Annotated in this window: 16 protein-coding genes; 8 read left to right on the top strand and 8 right to left on the bottom strand. The window is 67.1% G+C overall.

The annotated features are described in order from the left end of the window. Nucleotides 1-75: 75 nt before the first annotated feature. Nucleotides 76-1311 (bottom strand): acyl-CoA dehydrogenase family protein, encoded by a 1236-nt coding sequence (locus tag ACIGJC_RS24940; RefSeq protein WP_483712067.1) that lies wholly within the window; start codon nt 1309-1311, stop codon nt 76-78. Nucleotides 1312-1363: 52 nt separating this feature from the next. After that, nucleotides 1364-2509, bottom strand: coding sequence for an acyl-CoA dehydrogenase family protein (locus ACIGJC_RS24935; RefSeq protein ID WP_483712066.1), 1146 nt, complete (start codon nt 2507-2509; stop codon nt 1364-1366). Between the two features lie 277 nt (nt 2510-2786). Here ACIGJC_RS24935 and ACIGJC_RS24930 point away from each other — a divergent pair, with 277 nt between their 5' ends. Both ACIGJC_RS24930 and ACIGJC_RS24925 read left to right on the top strand, forming a co-directional pair. Then, entirely contained in the window at nt 2787-4331 is a 1545-nt protein-coding gene (locus ACIGJC_RS24930; protein ID WP_483712065.1) for an AMP-binding protein, read from the top strand. Between the two features lie 165 nt (nt 4332-4496). Continuing rightward, nucleotides 4497-7280 (top strand): winged helix-turn-helix domain-containing protein, encoded by a 2784-nt coding sequence (locus ACIGJC_RS24925; protein WP_483712064.1) that lies wholly within the window; start codon nt 4497-4499, stop codon nt 7278-7280. A 37-nt stretch (nt 7281-7317) separates the two neighbouring features. On the opposite strand, the gene ACIGJC_RS24920 is transcribed toward ACIGJC_RS24925, so the two are convergent. Further along, a complete protein-coding gene (locus tag ACIGJC_RS24920) occupies nt 7318-7989 on the bottom strand; it encodes a nitroreductase (protein WP_483712063.1) in 672 nt (223 codons plus the stop codon). A gap of 12 nt (nt 7990-8001) precedes the next feature. Further along, nucleotides 8002-8877: a crotonase/enoyl-CoA hydratase family protein gene (locus ACIGJC_RS24915; protein ID WP_483712062.1), complete on the bottom strand. Its 876-nt coding sequence runs from the start codon at nt 8875-8877 to the stop codon at nt 8002-8004. A gap of 165 nt (nt 8878-9042) precedes the next feature. Between ACIGJC_RS24915 and ACIGJC_RS24910 the strand changes: the two genes are divergently transcribed. From ACIGJC_RS24910 to ACIGJC_RS24900, 3 genes are all read left to right on the top strand, one after another. Further along, the gene (locus tag ACIGJC_RS24910; protein ID WP_483712061.1) at nt 9043-10014 is read left to right on the top strand and encodes an NAD(P)H-dependent flavin oxidoreductase; all 972 of its coding nucleotides are present in this window, start codon (nt 9043-9045) and stop codon (nt 10012-10014) included. A 4-nt stretch (nt 10015-10018) separates the two neighbouring features. Further along, nucleotides 10019-10486 carry a PaaI family thioesterase gene (locus ACIGJC_RS24905; RefSeq protein ID WP_483712060.1) on the top strand — a complete coding sequence of 156 codons (468 nt, stop codon included), beginning with the start codon at nt 10019-10021 and terminating at the stop codon, nt 10484-10486. 115 nt (nt 10487-10601) lie between these two features. After that, nucleotides 10602-11780, top strand: a complete 1179-nt coding sequence (locus ACIGJC_RS24900; RefSeq protein ID WP_483712059.1) for an acetyl-CoA C-acetyltransferase — start codon at nt 10602-10604, stop codon at nt 11778-11780. 312 nt (nt 11781-12092) lie between these two features. Here ACIGJC_RS24900 and ACIGJC_RS24895 read toward each other — a convergent pair whose 3' ends face one another. The 3 genes from ACIGJC_RS24895 to ACIGJC_RS24885 all read right to left on the bottom strand — a co-directional run bounded on the left by ACIGJC_RS24895 (nt 12093) and on the right by ACIGJC_RS24885 (nt 14696). Beyond that, nucleotides 12093-12767, bottom strand: a complete 675-nt coding sequence (locus ACIGJC_RS24895; RefSeq protein WP_483712058.1) for a histidine phosphatase family protein — start codon at nt 12765-12767, stop codon at nt 12093-12095. A gap of 212 nt (nt 12768-12979) precedes the next feature. Continuing rightward, the gene (locus tag ACIGJC_RS24890; protein ID WP_483712057.1) at nt 12980-13666 is read right to left on the bottom strand and encodes a TetR/AcrR family transcriptional regulator; all 687 of its coding nucleotides are present in this window, start codon (nt 13664-13666) and stop codon (nt 12980-12982) included. Nucleotides 13667-13805: 139 nt separating this feature from the next. Next, nucleotides 13806-14696: a LysR family transcriptional regulator gene (locus ACIGJC_RS24885; protein WP_483712056.1), complete on the bottom strand. Its 891-nt coding sequence runs from the start codon at nt 14694-14696 to the stop codon at nt 13806-13808. 109 nt (nt 14697-14805) lie between these two features. Here ACIGJC_RS24885 and ACIGJC_RS24880 point away from each other — a divergent pair, with 109 nt between their 5' ends. From ACIGJC_RS24880 to ACIGJC_RS24870, 3 genes are all read left to right on the top strand, one after another. Then, nucleotides 14806-15459, top strand: a complete 654-nt coding sequence (locus tag ACIGJC_RS24880; protein ID WP_483712055.1) for a glutathione S-transferase family protein — start codon at nt 14806-14808, stop codon at nt 15457-15459. A gap of 51 nt (nt 15460-15510) precedes the next feature. Continuing rightward, nucleotides 15511-16506: a flavin-nucleotide-binding protein gene (locus tag ACIGJC_RS24875; RefSeq protein ID WP_483712054.1), complete on the top strand. Its 996-nt coding sequence runs from the start codon at nt 15511-15513 to the stop codon at nt 16504-16506. 147 nt (nt 16507-16653) lie between these two features. Continuing rightward, complete coding sequence (locus tag ACIGJC_RS24870) at nt 16654-17661, top strand: Bug family tripartite tricarboxylate transporter substrate binding protein (RefSeq protein WP_483712053.1); 1008 nt, start codon at nt 16654-16656, stop codon at nt 17659-17661. Nucleotides 17662-17698: 37 nt separating this feature from the next. On the opposite strand, the gene ACIGJC_RS24865 is transcribed toward ACIGJC_RS24870, so the two are convergent. Continuing rightward, a complete protein-coding gene (locus ACIGJC_RS24865) occupies nt 17699-18148 on the bottom strand; it encodes a hypothetical protein (protein WP_483712052.1) in 450 nt (149 codons plus the stop codon). Nucleotides 18149-18188 lie beyond the last annotated feature (40 nt).

The raw sequence follows: 18188 nt of genomic DNA, 5'->3' as shown, positions 1-18188 counted from the left end.
GACGGGAAACGGGGGCTTGCAAAGACAAAGGCCCGCTTCGGCGGGCCTTCTGTCCGTGGCAGGGCTCGGGTGGCGCTAGAGCCCGAGCATCAGCTTGGCAATGATATTGCGCTGGATCTCGTTGGATCCGCCGTAGATCGAGGCCTTGCGGTAATTGAAATAGCGCGGCGCCAGCGCGGCGGCATACTCGGGCCCGACGCGGGGCGGGGCCTCCCGGCCCTGGATCTCGGCCCAGGTGTCCTGCACGAAGGGCAGCGCCGCCGGACCGGCTGCTTCCACGGCCAGTTCGCTGATGGCCTGCATGGCCTCCGTCCCCAGCAGCTTGAGCATGCTGGACGCCGCGCCGATCGATTTGCCCGATTCCACGCCGCTGAACAGCTTCAGTTCCACCGCCTGCAGTCCGGCCGCCCGCAGGTGAAGCTGGGCCAGCTTGCGGCGGAAGCCAGCGTCTGCGAGCAGCGGTCGGCCATCATCGCCGGGCTGGTCGGCGGCGATCGCGGCGACTTTTGCCAGTTGCTTGCCCAGGGTCGGGCCATAGGTGCCGCCGCGCTCGAACTCGAGCAGGTACTTGGCGTATGTCCAGCCCATGCCTTCTTCGCCAATGCGGTTCTCGACCGGCACGCGGACGTTATCGAAGAACACCTGGTTGACTTCCTGCTGCCCGGGCATCGGGCCATCCAGCGTGGGTAGCGGAGCAACCGTGATACCCGGCGTGCGCATGTCGACCAGCACGAACGAAATGCCCTCCTGGCGCCGCGCGTCGCGGCTGGTGCGCACCAGGCAGAACATCCAGTCGGCCCATTGCGCATGCGTGGTCCAGATCTTGGAGCCGTTGAGCACGTAGTGGGCGCCTTCGCTGTCGGTGGCAAGGTCCGCGCGCATCTGCAGCGACGCCAGGTCGGAGCCGGAATTGGGCTCGGAGTAGCCCTGGCACCACCACACATCGGACTTCAGGATGGGTGGCAGGAAGCGCGCCTTCTGCGCTTCGGTGCCGTATTTCATGATGACTGGCGCGACCATTTTCAGGCCCATCGGCGACACCGGCGGGCAGCCGGCCGCGGCCAGCTCCGACTGGAAGATGTGGCGCTGCGTCGGCGTCCAGCCCGGGCCGCCGTAAGCCTCGGGCCAGTTGGGCGCGGCCCAGCCGCGCGCGTGCAGCGCCTTTTGCCAGCGCACCTGGCCGGCCTTGTCCAGGTAGCCGTTCTTGGTTTGCGCCATCATGGCGCGCAATTCGGGATCGAATGCCTCGCCAATCCAGGCGCGCACTTCGTCGCGGAACTGCAGGTCTTGCTTGGAGAATTCGAGATGCATCGGCGGGCCTCGCTGAAGGACGGAAGGATGCTTGGGGTTGGGTAGCGCAGCCTCAGGCTGCAGCGGGATAGAGCAGGTCGGCGTAGCGGCCCAGGTGGTGCTCGGCCGAACCGAACTGCAGGTCGATGGCCGTCACGCGCTTGAAGTAGTGCCCCACCGCCAGCTCGTCGGTCACGCCCATGCCGCCATGGATCTGCACCGCGGCCTGGCCGATGAAGCGGCCGGCCTGCCCGGCCTGCGCCTTCGCCGCGCAGGCTGCCAGCGCGCGCTCGCGCCACTGCGCCGTGGCCTGCATGGCCGCGACCTGGGTCAGCGCCACGGACTGTTCGAGCTGCATCGCCATGTCGGCCATGCGGTGCTGCAGCACCTGGAAGCTGCCGATGGCGACGCCGAACTGCTTGCGCTGGCGGGCATAGTCGATCGTGTCCGCCAGCATGCGGGCCATCGCGCCATTGGCTTCCGCGCTCAGCGCCATGAGCGCGGCGTCGCTCAGCTGCTCGATCAGCGGCAGCGCCTTGCCTTCGGTGCCGAGCAGGTGACTGAATGGCACCCGGACCTGGTCGAACCGCACGTCGGCGGCGCGGTTGCCGTCGATGGTCGGGTACTCGCGCAGCGTCACGCCCGGCGTATCGCGCGGCACCCAGAACAGGCTGATGCCATCGGTGTCGCGCCGTGCGCCACCGGTGCGGGCACTGACGACGAAGTGCGTGGCGAACGGTGCGCCAACCACGGCGGACTTGTGGCCGTCGAGTACGTAGCCGGCGCTGTCGGCGACCGCGCGGGCCTGCACGTCGTGCCGGCAGTAGCGGCTGGCCGGCTCGGCGTGAGCCCAGCCCACCAGGGTTTCTCCGCCGATGATGGCTGGCACCCATTGTTCCGCCAGTGCCTTGCTGCCTTGCAGCAGGGCACCGCCGCCCAGCACGACGGTGGACAGGTACGGTTCGAGCACCAGGTGGCGGCCGAATTGTTCCAGGACGATCAAGTGTTCGGCCGCGCCGCCGCCCAGGCCGCCCAGCGCCTCGGGAAATCCGGCGCCAAGGATGCCTAGCTCGCGCGCGAACTCGCGCCAGCAGTCGGGGCGCCACCCGGCGTCCGTGCGGACGGCGGCGCGCCGTGCTTCGAAGTCATAGTGATCGGCCAGGTAGCGCGCGAGCGTGTCGCGCAGCATTGATTGTTCTTCGCTGAACTGGAAATCCACCGCGGCTCCTTTCGGCAAGGGATGGGCTCGGAATGGGAAGGGGAGTTGCCATGAGGCAATGACATGCTGCGACGGCCATCTTCGGCGCAAGCTTGTCGCGTGCGCATCGTCGCATCGGACGAAGCCCCGGGGGCCTGCTCTTGCCGCACTGCGGCATGGCGGGCCCCGTCCCGTTCGTCGTTTCCGACGATGCCCGAGTCTGGCCCGGCTCATGAGAATGCATCCAGCACAACCGCCGGAGACGCGGCGGCACCCATTCGAATTCCAGGAGACCACCATGCACCCGTATGTCCACGCGCAGCGCACCCCAGACAAGCCGGCCGTCATCATGGACAACGGCACCGTGGTGACGTACCGCGAGCTGGACGAGCGCTCCAACCAGGTGGCCCGTCTCTATCGCGACCACGGCCTGCAACCGGGCGACCGGGTGGCCTTCCTGATCGAAAACCATCCGCGGCTGTTCGAGCTGTGCTGGGGGGCCCAGCGCAGCGGCATCACCTTCATCTGCCTGAGCACGCGCCTGAACGTGGCGGATGCCGCCTACATCATCCGCGACAGCGGCGCGCAGATGCTGATCACTTCGCACGCGCAAGCGGAAGTGGCCGCCGCGTTGGCGGAACAGGTCCCGGGCCTGAAGGGCTATCTGATGCTGAACGGCACCTTGCCGGGCTACACATCGTACGAAACCACGCTGGCACAGTATCCGGCACAACGCATCGAGGACGAAACCACGGGCGGCGACATGTTGTATTCCTCGGGCACCACCGGGCGTCCGAAGGGCGTCTACGCGCCACCGGGCAGCCAGAACATCGACACCCCGACGTCGCTGACCACGCTCACAGAGAAGCTGTATGGCTTCGGGCCCGGCATGCATTACCTGTCGCCGGCGCCGCTGTACCATGCCGCGCCGCTGCGCTACAACATGTCGGTGCAGGCGCTGGGCGGCACCTCGGTGGTGATGGAGCATTTCGATGCGGAACAGTTCCTGCGGCTCGTGCAGGAGCATGGCATCACGCATACGCAGGTGGTGCCGACCATGTTCTCGCGCATGCTGAAGCTGCCGGCGGACACGCGTGGCGCCTATGACGTGTCGTCGCTGCGCGTGGCCATCCACGCTGCGGCGCCGTGTCCGGTGCAGGTCAAGGAGCAGATGATCGAATGGTGGGGGCCGGTCGTGTGGGAGTACTACGCTGGCACCGAGGGCAATGGCGTGACGGTGGTCAGCTCGCCCGAATGGCTGCAGCGCAAGGGCACGGTCGGTCGCGCCATGATCGGCAAGCTGCGCATCTGCGATGCGGACGGCTCGCTGATGCCGGCGGGGCAGCCCGGCACCATCTATTTCGCCGAGGGACGCCAGTTCGTGTACCACAACGATCCGGCCAAGACCGAGGAGTCGCGCCATCCCGAACACGCGGGCTGGAGCACCATCGGCGATATCGGCTACGTGGACGAGGACGGCTACCTCTACCTGACCGACCGCAAGGCCAACATGATTATCTCCGGCGGCGTGAACATCTATCCGCAGGAGGCCGAGAACCTGCTGATGACCCATCCGAAGGTCATGGACGTGGCCGTGATCGGCGTGCCGAACGAAGATTTCGGCGAAGAAGTCAAGGCCGTGGTGCAGCCCGCCAGCATGGCGGAGGCAGGGCCGGAACTGGCCGCCGAGTTGATCGCGTTCTGCCGCGAGAACCTCTCCGGCATCAAGTGTCCGCGCACCGTGGACTTCGCAGCCGAACTGCCGCGCCTGCCGACCGGCAAGCTGCTCAAGCGGGTGCTGCGCGACCGCTACTGGGCCGGCCACGGCAACAAGCTGGTTTGAGGCAGACCGGCACCGCGATGGCCTGCCGCGGCCTCGCTTGCCGACGCCCGGGTCGGTTTACGCCATAATTCCCTGTTCATTCCCAGGCACGGCCGCGCCATCACACCGGCCGGCCTGCAGTACACAGGGCGAGGCTGAACCCGGATGCGGAGCACAAACTAGCCAATGGCGAGCAAAGAGGAGACTGCCCCGCGCCCGGCGCCGGGCACGGGCACTGGCACCCTGGTCGCGAAACTGCGGCCGCCCCTGCTGACCCCTTACCAGGTAGAGCGATCGGCCATCTGCGACACCGTCTGCGCGGCCGGCTTCGTGCGGCTCGTGCTGGTGCGCGCGCCGGCAGGCTTCGGCAAGACCACGGCCATGCTGCAATGCCGGGCGCGGCTGGAATCGACCGGCGTGCCGACGGTCTGGCTGACGCTGGACCGTGCCGACAATGACGCCACGCGTTTCATCGGTTCGCTCGAGGTGGCGCTGTCGCAGGTGCTCGAAGGCGGAGCGAAGCGTCCCGCCGATCATGCCGGCGTGGATGCCGGCGAGCAGGCGCTCGCGCTGATGGACCGCGTGGCGCGGCATCCTGGCGCCTTCACGCTGTTCCTGGACGACTTCGAAGCGCTCCAGAACCCGGCCGTGGTCGGGCTGGTCTGGCAACTCGTCGAAAGCCTGCCGCCGGGCGCGCGCGTCGTGGTTGGCACGCGCTGGGTGCCCGAGACCGGCCTTGGCCGCCTGCGCGCGCGCGGCGAACTGCTCGAGATCGAACCCGCGCAACTGCGCTTCAGCGCCGTGGAAACCGAATCGTTCCTGCGCCAGGCGCGTGGCCTGAAGCTGGAGCAGGCCGCCATCAGCGTGCTTCACCGGCGTACCGAAGGGTGGCCCACGGCGCTGTGGCTGGCTTCGGTATCCATGGAGCGGCGCGCGCAGCCCGAGACCTTTATCGCGGGTTTCTCGGGCTCGAACGCGGCCATTGCCGATTACCTCGTCGAGGACGTCTTTCACCACCTGCCCGAGCCGGTGCGCGATTTCCTGTTGCGCACGTCGATCCTCGACCAGTTGTGCGGACCGCTGTGCGACGCGTTGTACCAGGCCGGCCCGCAACCTCCGGCGTCCGTCGAAGGGGAAGCGCCGGCCGGCAACAGCGCGGACATCCTGGCCTGGCTCGAGCGTGCCAACCTGTTCCTGCTGCCGCTGGAAAGCGAGCGCTATGGCGAGCGCGGCACGGCCGAGCAGCCCCAGCAGTGGTATCGCTATCACAGCCTGTTTTCCGGCTTCCTGCGCGGACAGCTCGCGCAGACGCTGCCGCAGGCCGTGCCCGGACTGCACATGGCGGCGTCGCGCTGGTATGAAGGCCAGGGACGTCCGGTGCCGGCCATCGAGCATGCGTTTGCCGCCGGCGCAGTGGCCCATGCGCTGCAGCTGCTGGACAGCGCCGCGGGCGAACTGCTGGCGCAGGGCCGCATGCGGCTGCTGACGCGCTGGCTGGAGGTAGTGCCGCCCGACGAACTGGCGCGCTGGCCGAAGCTGCAGATCGCGCGCGCGTGGGCGGTGTCGTTCACGCGCGGGCCGGCGCAGGCCATTGCCTTGCTGCAGGCCGCATCCACCGAAGGGGCGGCCGGTGAACTGCTGGCGCATGTGCGCGCGTTGCGCCACATGCTGCTCAATATGATGGATCGCTTCGACGACGCCCGTGCCTTTGCGCGCAATGAGCTGCCGCCGCTGCCGATGGGCTACGCGTTTCCCGATGCCATCCTCGCCACGTCGATGGGTCGGCTGGCGGCGGTCAGTGGCGACTACGCCGAGGCGCGCCGTCTCCTGGCCGTCGCGCGCCAGGTTGTGCGCGGGTCGGACAGCAACTTCAACAAGATCTTCTCGGAGTCGGTGGAAGGACTGATCGACCTGCGCCAGGGGCGGTTGCAGCAGGCGCTGGGACGCTTCCGCATTGCCGCGCGCACCATGCTGCCGAACCGGTTCGGGCCGACCAACGGCAACGCCATGGCCTGCATCCTGCTGGCCGAAGGACTCTATGAGAGTGGCGATTCCGACCGCGCCGGCCGGCTGCTCAATGTCTATCTGCCGCTGTCGCGAGACCTGGGCCTGCCGGACCAGATCATTACCGGACACCTGGTGCTGGCGCGCATTGCGTTCGAGCGCGGCGAAGCCGACCAGGCCCATGAATGGCTGGCCGCGCTGGAGCACCTCGGGCACCATCGTGGCCTGACGCGCCTGGTCATGGCCGCGATGCTCGAACGCGCGCGGCTGGCCTTGCGCCAGGGCAACCGGCACGCCGCCGAAGAAGCCTTGCAGCGGGCGGCGGACCCCGCGCTGTGGCGTACGCGCCCGGGCGTCAGCTCCTTTGCCAGCGATGTCGAAGACATCACCGTCGGCCGCTTGCGGCTGGCCTTGCATGTCGAGCCGACTGCGCAGGTGCGCGAGGCGCTGGAGCGCGAACTGGCGGCGGCGGTGTCCAACCAGCTGATGCGGCGCGCGCTGAAGCTGCGCATCCTGCTGGCGCAGGCGTACCAGCGCACGGGGGACGGCGCGCAGGCGCTCGTGGCCATGGGCGAAGCGTTGCGCTTTGGCGCGGCGGAAGGCTTTGTCCGTATTTTTGCCGACGAGGGTGACGAAGTGCGCCGCCTCCTGGCGCAGGCCTGTTCGAGACAAGGCGCAAACTTGCCGTCGGCCTATGTGGAAAAGCTGCTTGAAGCGTGTGGCATGGGCCCGGACGCGGCCCCGGCGAACCAGCCCGCGCCGGCGCCACTGGTGGAACCGCTGACGCCGAAGGAGCAAAAGGTCCTGCAACTGCTGGCCGAAGGTTTTTCCAACGTCGCCATGGCGCAGCGGCTGTTCGTGTCGGAAACCACCGTGCGCACGCACCTGCGCAATATCAGCGCCAAGCTGCACGCCAGCAACCGCACGCAGGCAGTGGCCATCGCCAGGCAGCTCGGGCTGCTGTGAAAAAAGGCGCGCCGGACCGGCGCGCCTTGCTACCTGCTCAGATACCCATGAACTCGGTGAACGCCTCCAGCGGCGCGCGTGGCGTGCGCAACTGGTTGGCGGGCGCTTCAGGATCTTCGTAGCCGATCGCCATGCCCGAGAAAAGCATCCGCTCGGGCGGCAGCGACAGGAAGTTGCCGAGGGTCTGCGGATAGATTGCCCAGCATTCCTGTGCGCAGCTGTCCAGGCCTTCCTCTCGCAGCAACAGCATCACCGTCTGCAAGTACATCCCCAGGTCGGACCATTGCGGCGGCCCCATGCGCCGGTCGACGCTGCAGAACAGCGCCAGCGGCGCACCGAAGAAGGCAAAGTTGTTGGCGAACTGCGCCAGGCGCCCGCGCTTGTCTTCGCGCGGGATATCCAGGCAGCGGTAAAGCGCCTCGCCCACTTCGAAGCGGCGGTCGCGGTAGGGCGAGGCCAGCTCGCGCGGATAGATGTCGTACTCGCGGTCTTCGCCGCCGGGCGCTTCCGCCACGCGCTGGCGCATGATGCCTTTCAGCCGATCCATCTCCTCGCCGCCCACCACGTGGAGGTGCCACGGCTGCAGGTTGCCGCCCGATGGCGCGCGTGCCGCGGTGTTCAGCACGCGGCGGATGGTATCGGGATCAACGGGCTTCGGCAGGAAACCACGCACGGATTTGCGGCTGTCGACCGCCTGGCTGACTTTCATCCTGGCTGCTCCTCAGGCGAACGGCGGCTCGCCGCCCCATTCGAAGAAGTCCGGCATGTCTGCCGAAACGCGATCGGGGAAGGCGGCGGGGCGCTTTTCCAGGAACGCGCTGACGCCTTCCTTGACGTCGGCCGAACGGCCGCGCGACTGGATCGCCCGGCTGTCGAGCTTGTGCGCCTCCATCGGGTGGCTGGCGCCGGCCATGCGCCAGATCAGTTGACGCGAGATGGCCACGGACACCGGCGCTGCGTTATCGGCGATCTCCCTCGCAATGGCGCGTGCGGCAGGCAACAGGTCGTCGGGCGCATGGAGCGAACGCACCAGGCCGCGCTCGAACGCTTCCTGCGCCGAGAACACGCGGCCGGTGTAGCACCACTCGAGTGCCGTCGAGATGCCGACCACGCGCGACAGGAACCACGAAGACGCGGCTTCCGGCGTAATGCCGCGCCGCGCGAACACGAAGCCGAACTTGGCATCGGTGGAGGCCAGCCGGATGTCCATCGGCAACTGCATGGTCACGCCAACGCCGACTGCCGCGCCGTTCACCGCGCCGATGACCGGCTTGAGGCTGCGGAAGATGCGCAGCGACACGCGGCCGCCGCCGTCGCGGTGGGCGGTGTCGGGCTTCGCGCCATAGCGCTTCTCGAAATCGAAGGTGGAGCTGCCGCCCGACAGGTCCGCGCCCGCGCAGAACGCGCGGCCGGCGCCGGTGACGATGACGGCGCGCACGTTGTCGTCGGCATCGGTGGCGTCAAAGGCGGCGATCAGGTCCTGCATCATCTGGCCCGTAAAGGCGTTGAGCTGGTCGGGCCGGTGCAGGGTGATGGTCGCTACGCCGTCTTCCACGGCGTAGCGCAGGGTCTCGAAGGTCGGGATGGGTTGGGTCATGGCAGTCAGGCGGCGTGGGTAGGTCTGGCCCACACTAGTGCAGAATGCGTCTCCCGCAATCGTCGTTTTCGACGAAGCTAAGGCGCGCCGGGGCACCTTAGACTGGCCCAGCGTGGCGCGGCCTGCCCAGGTAGCAGGCCGCGCGGCTCCAAACCAAGGACAACCATGAAGACACGTATCACCGAAATGCTGGGCATCCGCTACCCGATCATCCAGGGCGGCATGCAATGGGTGGGTTATGCCGAGATGGCCGCTGCCGTCTCCAATGCCGGCGGCCTGGGCATCCTGACCGCGCTGACGCAGCCGACGCCCGAGGCGCTGGGCGAGGAAATCCGCCGCTGCCGCGACATGACCGATCGTCCCTTCGGTGTCAACCTCACGCTGCTGCCGTCGATCAACCCGCCGCCGTATGCGCGTTATCTCGACGTCATCATCGAAAGCGGCGTGAAGGTGCTGGAAACGGCCGGTAACAACCCGAAGGAACACATTGCGCGCGCCAAGGCCGCTGGCCTGAAGGTGATCCACAAGTGCGTGGCAATCCGCCATGCGCTGTCGGCCGAGCGCCTCGGTGTCGATGCGGTGTCGATCGACGGCTTCGAATGCGCGGGCCATCCCGGCGAAGACGACGTGCCGGGCATGGTGCTGATTCCGCTGGCGGCGCGCCGGTTGCAGATTCCCGTGATCGCGTCGGGCGGCATCGCCGATGGCCGTGGCATGGCGGCGGCCCTGGTGCTGGGCGCCGAAGGCGTGAACATGGGCACGCGCTTCTGTGCCACGCGTGAAGCGCCCATCCACGACAACATCAAGCAGGCATTGGTTGCGGCCAGCGAGCGCGATACCAACCTGATCTTCCGGACCATGCATAACACCGCACGCGTGCTGAAGAACGCCGTATCCGACGAGGTGGTCAGCATCGAACGCCGTCCGGGCGGCGCAGAGTTCGAAGAGGTGCGGCATCTGGTGACCGGCCAGCGTGGCAAGGCGGCGCTGGTGGCGGGCGAACCCGATGGCGGCATCGTCAGCGCGGGCCAGTGCGTGGGCCTGATCGACGATGTGCCGAGCTGCGAAGAGCTGGTTGCACGGATGGTGGCGGAGTGCCGCGAGCAGCTCGGTGTCGCCTCGCGTTATTTCGGCTGAAACCATGGCGGAAGGGGACATTGCCGCCATGGCAACCAATGACAATGCGGCGGCAGGTGCCGCCGCGGAGGCAGTGCCCGAGGGTTTCGTGGCGTTGCGCGAGCTGGACGGCTACATGGGCCACTTCGGCCAGTTGTATGTCGATCTGCCGCGCCGCACCTTGGCCGTGCGCGTCGGCAAGCATCATCTGAACAATCTCGGCATTCCGCACGGCGGCATGCTGGCCACGCTGGCCGATACCGCAATCGGCATGATGATGCAGATCGAGACCGAGCGAAAGAACGCCGCCGTCACGGTCAACCTGAGCCTGGATTATCTCGACGCCGCGCGTGTCGGCGACTGGCTCGAGGCGCGCGTGGAGTTCGACAAGCTCGGTTCGCGCCTGCGCTATGGCACGTGCCGCGTGATGAGCGGGGAACGCTGCCTGCTGCGTGCCACCGCCATTTTTGCGGTGCTCGCGCCACGGACCTGAGCAGGGGCGCGCGGTTCGTCGCTTCCGACGACGCGCGCACCGGATCACGCCAGCACAATTCGAGCATCGAGGTTATACGGCTGGTCATTGTGCCGGCACCGTTCAAGGAGATCACATGGCAGAGGCATATATCGTTGGTGCGGTACGTACCGCGGGTGGGCGCAAGGGCGGCAGGCTCGCAGGCTGGCATCCGGCCGACCTGGCGGCGGAGGTGCTCAACGCGCTGCTCGACCGCACCGGTGCCGATCCCGCGCTGATCGAAGACGTCATCATGGGCTGCGTAAGCCAGGTCGGCGAGCAGGCCGGCAACGTGGCGCGCAACGCCATCCTGGCCTCGCGCCTGCCGGAGAGCGTGCCGGGCACCTCGGTCGACCGCCAGTGCGGTTCGTCGCAGCAGGCGCTGCACTTCGCCGCGCAGGCGGTGATGTCGGGCGCGATGGACATCGTCATTGCCGCGGGCGTGGAAAGCATGACGCGCGTGCCGATGGGCCTGTCGTCGCAGCTGCCGGCCAAGAACGGCTTCGGCGTGCCGAAGAGCCCGAACATCGAGCAGCGTTACCCGGGTGTGCAGTTCAGCCAGTTCACCGGCGCGGAAATGATTGCGCGCAACTACGGCTTTTCGCGCGAGGACCTGGACTGTTACGCACTGCTGAGCCACCAGCGTGCTGCCGCCGCGACGCGTGCGGGCCGCTTCAATGCCGAAATCGTGCCGGTGGAAGTTCGCCTGGCCGATGGCACCCGCAACGGCGAGATGCATACCGCCGACGAAGGCATTCGCGCGGATTCCACGCTGGAATCGATCGGTAGCGTCAAGCTGATCGCCGAAGGCGGCCGCGTGACCGCGGCTACGGCCAGCCAGATCTGCGATGGCGCGGCGGGCCTGATGGTGGTCAACGAAGCCGGCCTGAAGAAGCTCGGCGTAAAGCCGCTGGCCCGCGTGCACCACATGACCGTGATCGGCCATGACCCGGTGATCATGCTGGAAGCGCCGCTGCCTGCGACGCAGCATGCGCTCAAGAAGGCCGGCATGAGCATCAACGACATCGACCTGTACGAAGTGAACGAGGCGTTCGCGCCGGTGCCGCTCGCGTGGCTCAAGGCTGTCGGTGCCGATCCGGAACGTCTGAACATCCATGGTGGTGCCATCGCCCTGGGCCACCCGCTGGGCGGCTCGGGCGCCAAGCTGATGACCACGCTGATCCATTCGCTGCATACGCATGGCAAGCGCTACGGCCTGCAGACCATGTGCGAAGGCGGCGGGCTGGCCAACGTCACCATTATCGAGCGTCTGTAAGCGCTGCGCCGGGCAACCGGTATCCGCGCGGGTCGGCGGAGGACAAGGGGTAAAGGGAGCAGGACCGGCGGCGCGGGCATGTCAAAGTGCCTGCGCCAGTCGCCGGAGCGGCAGTTGCCAGAGCATATGGCATCGCCACTGTTCCGACTGGCGTCGCAACGACGCTGGCAGAAAAGAGTAAAGGGAGAAGGACCGGCGGCGCGGGCATGTCAAAGTGCCCGCGCCACTCGCCGGAACCAGGCTCCAATCCCAGCCCGGATGCTCCGGGACTTCATCCGGCAGGACCTGTTGACGGCGCTACGCGCAGCGATCTCAGGCGAACGTCTGCGCGCTGCGGCGGTCCGGCAATTCCAGATGCGGCACGCTGTTGAAGCTCAGCAAGCGGCGCGTGTCGCGGCCGACAATGATTTCGCAGAATGCGGTATTGCGGAACTGAAGGTTCAGCTCGATGGCCGTTTGCGCGGGCGCGCCCAGCAGGTCCGCGGCGGCCCGGCCAATGGCGCCGCCTGAACTGACCACCAGGATGGCATCTTCACGCGAGGTGCCTTCGCATGCCTGCGTCAGCGCGCCATTGATGCGCGCACCGAACTCGGCCCAGGATTCCGGCATGTCGGCCAGCGTGTCCTGGGTCCAGGCCTGATAGGCCGCCCTGAACGTGCGCCAGTAGTCATGGTAGTCGCCGTTCTGGTGGGCGCGGTGGTCGGCGCCGCCGGTATAGGCGCGATACAGCGCCTCGCCGTCGTACTCGTTCAGGCCCGGATGCGATGCCATCGAGGATCCCGCCATGCCCATCGCCGACAGGATTTCAGAGGCCGTGTCCTGCTGGCGCACCAGCGTGCCGGCCACGATGCGCTTGAGGCTGAGGCCCCGATCCCGGAAGTACTCGCCGAGCCAGCGCGCCTGCTGCCGGCCGGTTGCGGAAAGGCAGTCGTAGTTGGCCGCGCCGAACGAGGCCTGTCCGTGCCGGACGAGGAAGAGGGTTGCCATGGAGAACCTCGATATTCGATTTGCTGGCGCTCCGCGAAAGCGCGGCGCACCGGCAGGAAGGGCTGGATGCGCGGACGGGCCAGCCAGTGTGTAGGCGTGATTCTAGGGAGCTGGCATGCGCCTTCCAAGCAAGGCGCATGGAAATTCATAGCGGCTATCGCCGGCCTGCATTACCTGCGGCCGGGATCACGCGGGCACCTGCAATCAGGGAGTCAGGCCGGCGCGACTTCCACGCCCAGGTAGCCGGTCAGCATGCGAGTCATCTCGACCGGCAGCCGTTCGTCATCCAGGTGGAACGGCCCCGAGTCGTTGAGTACCGCGTTGACGAGCATGCTGAATACGGCTTGCATGGCAAAGCGCACTCGCTGCTCGGCCTCGGCCGCTGGCAAGGACAGGCGGGGCACAAGCAGCAACACCATGCGCTCGACTACCGCGTCGCCGCTCTGGCGATGGGGCAGCCATTCCTCCGGGCGAGTCGATGCATGCCGCAGCGAAGCTCGGATGACACCACGGTTGGCAATGACGCCGAGCACCAGGAAGCGCATGGCCTTCTCGAGCACCGTGTGCGTCGGGATGTCCTCCCAGCGTTGCTGGCTCAGGTAGCGTTGGACAGACTCGGCGGTCTCCTCGATCACCAGGGCGCGCAGGGCTTCGAAGTAGGCCATCTTGTCGCGGAAGCGGCCGTAAAAGGCACCCACCGACACCTGGCACGCCGCCGCGATCTGGGCCACGGACACCGCTGCAAAGTCCCGCTGCGCGAGCAGTTCGCGTCCAGCGCCGAGTAGTGCCTGCTCGGTTTCGCGCGCGCGGCGCTGGCGCGGGGGCTGCAGGATCGAGGGGGTCTCCACGCGCGGAAAGGCGGAAGAGGGGAAGGTGCCTCCTGGTGTCATGTCTCGCATAATTTTATTTAGATAATTCGAATTATGGTTCGGTTTTAACCATACGGGCAGGGTGGCCAGGACGTCAAGCTTCTTCTTGCATTTCGGCCTCGCGCGTCACTTGCTTTCCCTGCGCCGACGAGCCGCCGCGCGCTGGTTGTCAGCGAAAGCGTGGCTCGAGATCCTCGCGCATCCAGGCCAGGAATGCGCGGGTGCGGGCCGGCAGCAGGCGCGCGTGCGGATAGATCAGCGAGAGCGGCCAGGCGGGCAGTTCAAAACGCTCGAGCACGATGCGCAACTGCCCTTGCCGGACCAGGTCGTCGACCTGGTAGGACAGGAAATGGCCAAGGCCCGCGCCAGCCGCGCACGCGGCCACCGCGGGCGCCGTCTGGTTGAATTCCAGATTGCCCGCGACCGGCACCTGGAATTCCTTGCCTTGCTGCTGGAAGGTCCACCAATGTGCGCTGGAGCCGGTCACGCGAATGCACGCGACCTGGGCCAGTTCATCCGGATGTTGGGGCACGCCATGGCGGCGCAGTACTGCGGGCGTGGCCACGACCACCCGGCGGATGTGGCCGACGGTCTGCGCGACCAGCGTGGAATCGGCCAGCGGACCGATGCGCACGCCGACATCGAGGTCCTCTTCCAGCAGGTTGACGACGCGGTCCGTGAATGACATCCGGCATTGCACCTTCGGGTAGCGCTGCGCAAAGCGGGTCACGGCGGGTGCCACATACATCTGGCCGAACAGCATCGGCGCTGTCAAATGGAGGTGACCGGTCGGCTCCACGTGGCGCTCGGTCAGTCCGGTTTCCACCTCGTCGATGGTGGCAAGGATGCGCCGGCAACTGTCGAGATAGCGCCGGCCCTCGTCGGTGAGCGACAGGCGGCGCGTGGTGCGGTTCAGGAGGCGTACCTGCAGCGCCGACTCCAGCGCGGCCAGCGTCCGCACTACCGCGGGCAGCGAGGAATCCAGCGACGCGGCGGCGGCGGTCAGGCTGCCGTCGTCGACGATGCGCACGAAAGTCTGCATGGCTCTCAGCTTGTCCATGACGGCACACTACTCCGATTATCGGAGTAGTCAAATACGATTGTTCGTCTTTATTGCACGCCTGCAGGTTCCCACAATAACCCCATCTACCCAGCCAATGGAGCCTGGCATGTCAAATCCGACCGTCCCATTTCCCCCGCCCTCAACGCAGCTGGTCCTGTATCGGTCCCCGCTGTCGGGCCACGCGCATCGCGCGGAACTGATGCTTTCGTTACTGGGCTTGCCATATCGGCTGGTGGACGTCGACCTGCGCGGCGGCGAGCACAAGCGAGAGGCGTTCCTGCGCCTCAATCCGTTCGGTCAGGTGCCGGTGCTCGATGATGGCGGCACGATCGTCAGTGACTCGAATGCGATCCTCGTCTACCTGGCCACGCGCTATGACAATGGCAACTGGCTTCCGCATGATCCGGCCGGGGCCGCGGCGGTGCAGCGCTGGCTGTCGGTTGCCGCTGGCGAGATTGCATCCGGCCCTGCCGCTGCGCGCCTTTCGGTGCTGTTTGGGGTTGCGCTACCGGTCGAGGAGGCACGCGCCCGCGCCACCCGCCTGTTCGCGCTGATGGAGCCGATCCTGGCCCATCAGCCATTCCTGGCGGCCAGTCACGCCACGCTCGCGGACGTGGCGGCATACAGCTATATCGCGCGGGCGGAGGAGGGCGGCGTCGCCCTGTCGCCCTACCCGGCGCTCAATGCCTGGCTGCGGCGCATCGAGACGCTGCCGGGATTTGTCCCGATGCAGGTGTCGCGCGTCGGGCTCGCCGCCTGACCACGAGCAAGCGCACCGCCCGAAAAGTCTTCGACGACCCAGGAGTCCATCATGGAACTGTCCCTACGCCCTGACCAATCACCTTTCCATGCCGGCGAGATTGCCGCCCAGGAGCGGACAGGCGTGCGCGAGCAGATGGCCTCTGCCGGGCGGCGCATGATCCGTGCCGAGATGCCAGAACAGCACCGGACGTTCTTCAGCCAGCTGCCCTTCGTGGTTGCCGGCGCGATCGATGACGGTGGGCTGCCGTGGGCGACGCTGCTGATCGGGCAGCCTGGGTTCGCCTATTCGCCGGATCCGGGCCATCTGCGCATCGATGCCTTGCCCATGGCCGGCGATCCCCTCGCGCAACGGCTGGAGGAAGGGGAAAGCATCGGATTGCTCGGCATCGAGCTGCCGACGCGGCGCCGCAATCGCCTGAACGGCACGATTGTCGAGCGCGATGATCGTGGCCTGTCCGTGGCCGTCGAGCAGAGCTTTGGCAATTGCCCGCGCTATATCCAGTTGCGCGACCTCGGCCCCGCACAGCATGCGGAGCCGCCGGCAGTTGCGTGGCAGGGCGGGGAACTGGACGCGGCGTCGATTGCGCTGTTGAGCCGTGCGGATACGCTGTTCATTGCCAGTCACTATCAGGCGAAGCCAGGCGAGGGTGACGGGGCCGCCCACGGCGAGGGCGTCGATGCGTCTCACCGCGGCGGCAGGCCTGGGTTTATTCGGGTGGACGACGCGCGCACGCTGACCTTCCCCGATTTCAATGGCAACAACCTTTTCAATACCATTGGCAACGTGCTGGTCAATCCGCGTGCCGGGATCCTCGTGCCGGACTTTGGCAACGGTACCCTGCTGCATATCAGCGGCGACGCCGAAGTGATCTGGGATGGCGCTGAGTTACAGGGCCTTACCGGTGCGGAGCGGCTGGTGCGACTACATGTGGCCGCCGTCGTGCTTCGCGAGCATGTGCTGCCATGGCGCTGGCAGCTTCGTGAGTACTCGCCCTGGCTGGCAAACACCGGAACCTGGAAGGAAGCGGCCGCCCTCGGATCATGATGGGCGGGCGGCAAGGTCCGGGTCCGGGGGATGCCTGTGAAAGGCCACATGAATGTCATAAAAACGTCACAATGGCGGCTGGCCATGGCCTGTGGCGGCTGCTGCCGCAAGGGATCGCGCCATGGCTCATACAAGGAGAAACAAGACATGAAGATGTCGAAGAACGAGCCGCAATCCCGTCCGGACCGCTTCCGGCGCGCGCTGCTGGCCTTGGCGGTGGCACCGCTTGCCATCGCCGCGGGGACCGCGCAAGCGGCGTGGCCCGAAAAGCCGATCCGGCTGGTGGTGGCGTTCCCGCCGGGAGGTCCGGTCGATACCCACGCGCGCCTGCTGGCGGAGAAGCTGCAGCCGCTGCTTGGCCAGTCGATCGTGCTCGACTACAAGGCCGGCGCCGCGGGCAATATCGGCTCCGACAACGTCGCCAAATCAGCCCCGGACGGCTACACGCTGCTGCTGGCCAATACCGGGCAGATGGCCATCAACAATTCGCTGTATCCGAAGCTGCCGTACGGCATGCCGAAGGATTTCGCGCCGGTGGCGCGTACCGCGCTGATCCCGCTGGTGATGGTGGTGAACAACAACGTGCCGGCCCGCAACCTCAAGGAGTTCATCGCCTATGCCAAGGCCAACCCGGGCAAGCTGAATTTTGCGTCGGGCGGCAACGGCGGCATCTCCCACCTGATGCCCGAGTTGTTCAAGCAGGCCTCTGGCACGTTCATCGTGCACATCCCTTATAAGGGCAGCGCGCCGGCATTGACCGACGTGATGGGCGGCCAGGCGCAGATGATGGCCGATTCGATTCCGCTGTTCACGCAATACATCAAGGCAGGCAAGGTGCGCGCGCTGGGCGTGACGTCGAAGCAGCGCTCGCCGGCGTTGCCCGATGTGCCGACTCTGGAGGAGGGCGGCCTGAAGGGATTCGAGGTGGTCGGCTTCTACGGCATGCTGGCGCCGGCGGGCACGCCAAAGGACATCGTGGCACGCCTGTCGAACGCTTTGCACACGGTGCTGACCGACCCGGATACCAAGTCCAAGCTGGAGCTGCAGGGCGCCGAACCCGCCTGGCAGTCGCCGGAGGCGTTCACCGCCACCATCTTGGCCGAACAGAAGCGCTGGGGGCAGGCTGTGAAGGTGTCGGGCGCGAGGATCGACTGAGACGCTCGGTCGCAGAAAGCTGAACGGGCGCCAGTTCTTATTGGCGGGTGCGGTGCTTCAGCGCGGCGCAGTTTCCGACGAGCGTGGTGACGCAGCAAGCGTCGCCCCGCCAGTCTCCCCACATGACGGCGTCGTCGGGCCCCGCCACCAGCCAGCGTTCACAGCGGCCAGGCCGGGGGGTATCCACGCCAGCGTCGCGAGTCTCTGTAGACTGTGGCTTGGCGGGCGGCTGCACAATGTCTTGCCAGACGTAAGCCGTACCGCCAGGCACCGCCTGCACGGTCTGCGGCGGCCCCCACTGTGCCTTGGCCTCATCGATCGGTACGCCCTTCCAGGAATCGAGCAGGTTGCGCATCGTGTCGCTTTCGATGCTGGCGCAAGCGCCAGCCAGGATCATGGCCAATGCGGCGGCGGCCGCGGGTGCAGTGCGAAGGATCGCGGCCCTGGACGCGCGCTGGGCGAGAAGAAGGAAACTTGAGGCCGGCATGGGCGACTCCGCGGCTGCAATCAGGGCGCCAGGCCCCTCA

Source organism: Cupriavidus sp. C3SS-1, assembly GCF_057073755.1.
This window is presented reverse-complemented; position numbering and strand designations above follow the sequence as displayed.

Bases quoted from the DNA above. Each gene is read 5' to 3' on its own strand.
- ACIGJC_RS24940 (WP_483712067.1), bottom strand. From the start codon at position 1,311: ATGCATCTCGAATTCTCCAAGCAAGACCTGCAGTTCCGCGACGAAGTG.
- ACIGJC_RS24930 (WP_483712065.1), top strand. From the start codon at position 2,787: ATGCACCCGTATGTCCACGCGCAGCGCACCCCAGACAAGCCGGCCGTC.
- ACIGJC_RS24925 (WP_483712064.1), top strand. From the start codon at position 4,497: ATGGCGAGCAAAGAGGAGACTGCCCCGCGCCCGGCGCCGGGCACGGGC.
- ACIGJC_RS24920 (WP_483712063.1), bottom strand. From the start codon at position 7,989: ATGAAAGTCAGCCAGGCGGTCGACAGCCGCAAATCCGTGCGTGGTTTC.
- ACIGJC_RS24915 (WP_483712062.1), bottom strand. From the start codon at position 8,877: ATGACCCAACCCATCCCGACCTTCGAGACCCTGCGCTACGCCGTGGAA.
- ACIGJC_RS24910 (WP_483712061.1), top strand. From the start codon at position 9,043: ATGAAGACACGTATCACCGAAATGCTGGGCATCCGCTACCCGATCATC.
- ACIGJC_RS24905 (WP_483712060.1), top strand. From the start codon at position 10,019: ATGGCGGAAGGGGACATTGCCGCCATGGCAACCAATGACAATGCGGCG.
- ACIGJC_RS24900 (WP_483712059.1), top strand. From the start codon at position 10,602: ATGGCAGAGGCATATATCGTTGGTGCGGTACGTACCGCGGGTGGGCGC.
- ACIGJC_RS24895 (WP_483712058.1), bottom strand. From the start codon at position 12,767: ATGGCAACCCTCTTCCTCGTCCGGCACGGACAGGCCTCGTTCGGCGCG.
- ACIGJC_RS24890 (WP_483712057.1), bottom strand. From the start codon at position 13,666: ATGCGAGACATGACACCAGGAGGCACCTTCCCCTCTTCCGCCTTTCCG.
- ACIGJC_RS24885 (WP_483712056.1), bottom strand. From the start codon at position 14,696: ATGGACAAGCTGAGAGCCATGCAGACTTTCGTGCGCATCGTCGACGAC.
- ACIGJC_RS24880 (WP_483712055.1), top strand. From the start codon at position 14,806: ATGTCAAATCCGACCGTCCCATTTCCCCCGCCCTCAACGCAGCTGGTC.
- ACIGJC_RS24875 (WP_483712054.1), top strand. From the start codon at position 15,511: ATGGAACTGTCCCTACGCCCTGACCAATCACCTTTCCATGCCGGCGAG.
- ACIGJC_RS24870 (WP_483712053.1), top strand. From the start codon at position 16,654: ATGAAGATGTCGAAGAACGAGCCGCAATCCCGTCCGGACCGCTTCCGG.
- ACIGJC_RS24865 (WP_483712052.1), bottom strand. From the start codon at position 18,148: ATGCCGGCCTCAAGTTTCCTTCTTCTCGCCCAGCGCGCGTCCAGGGCC.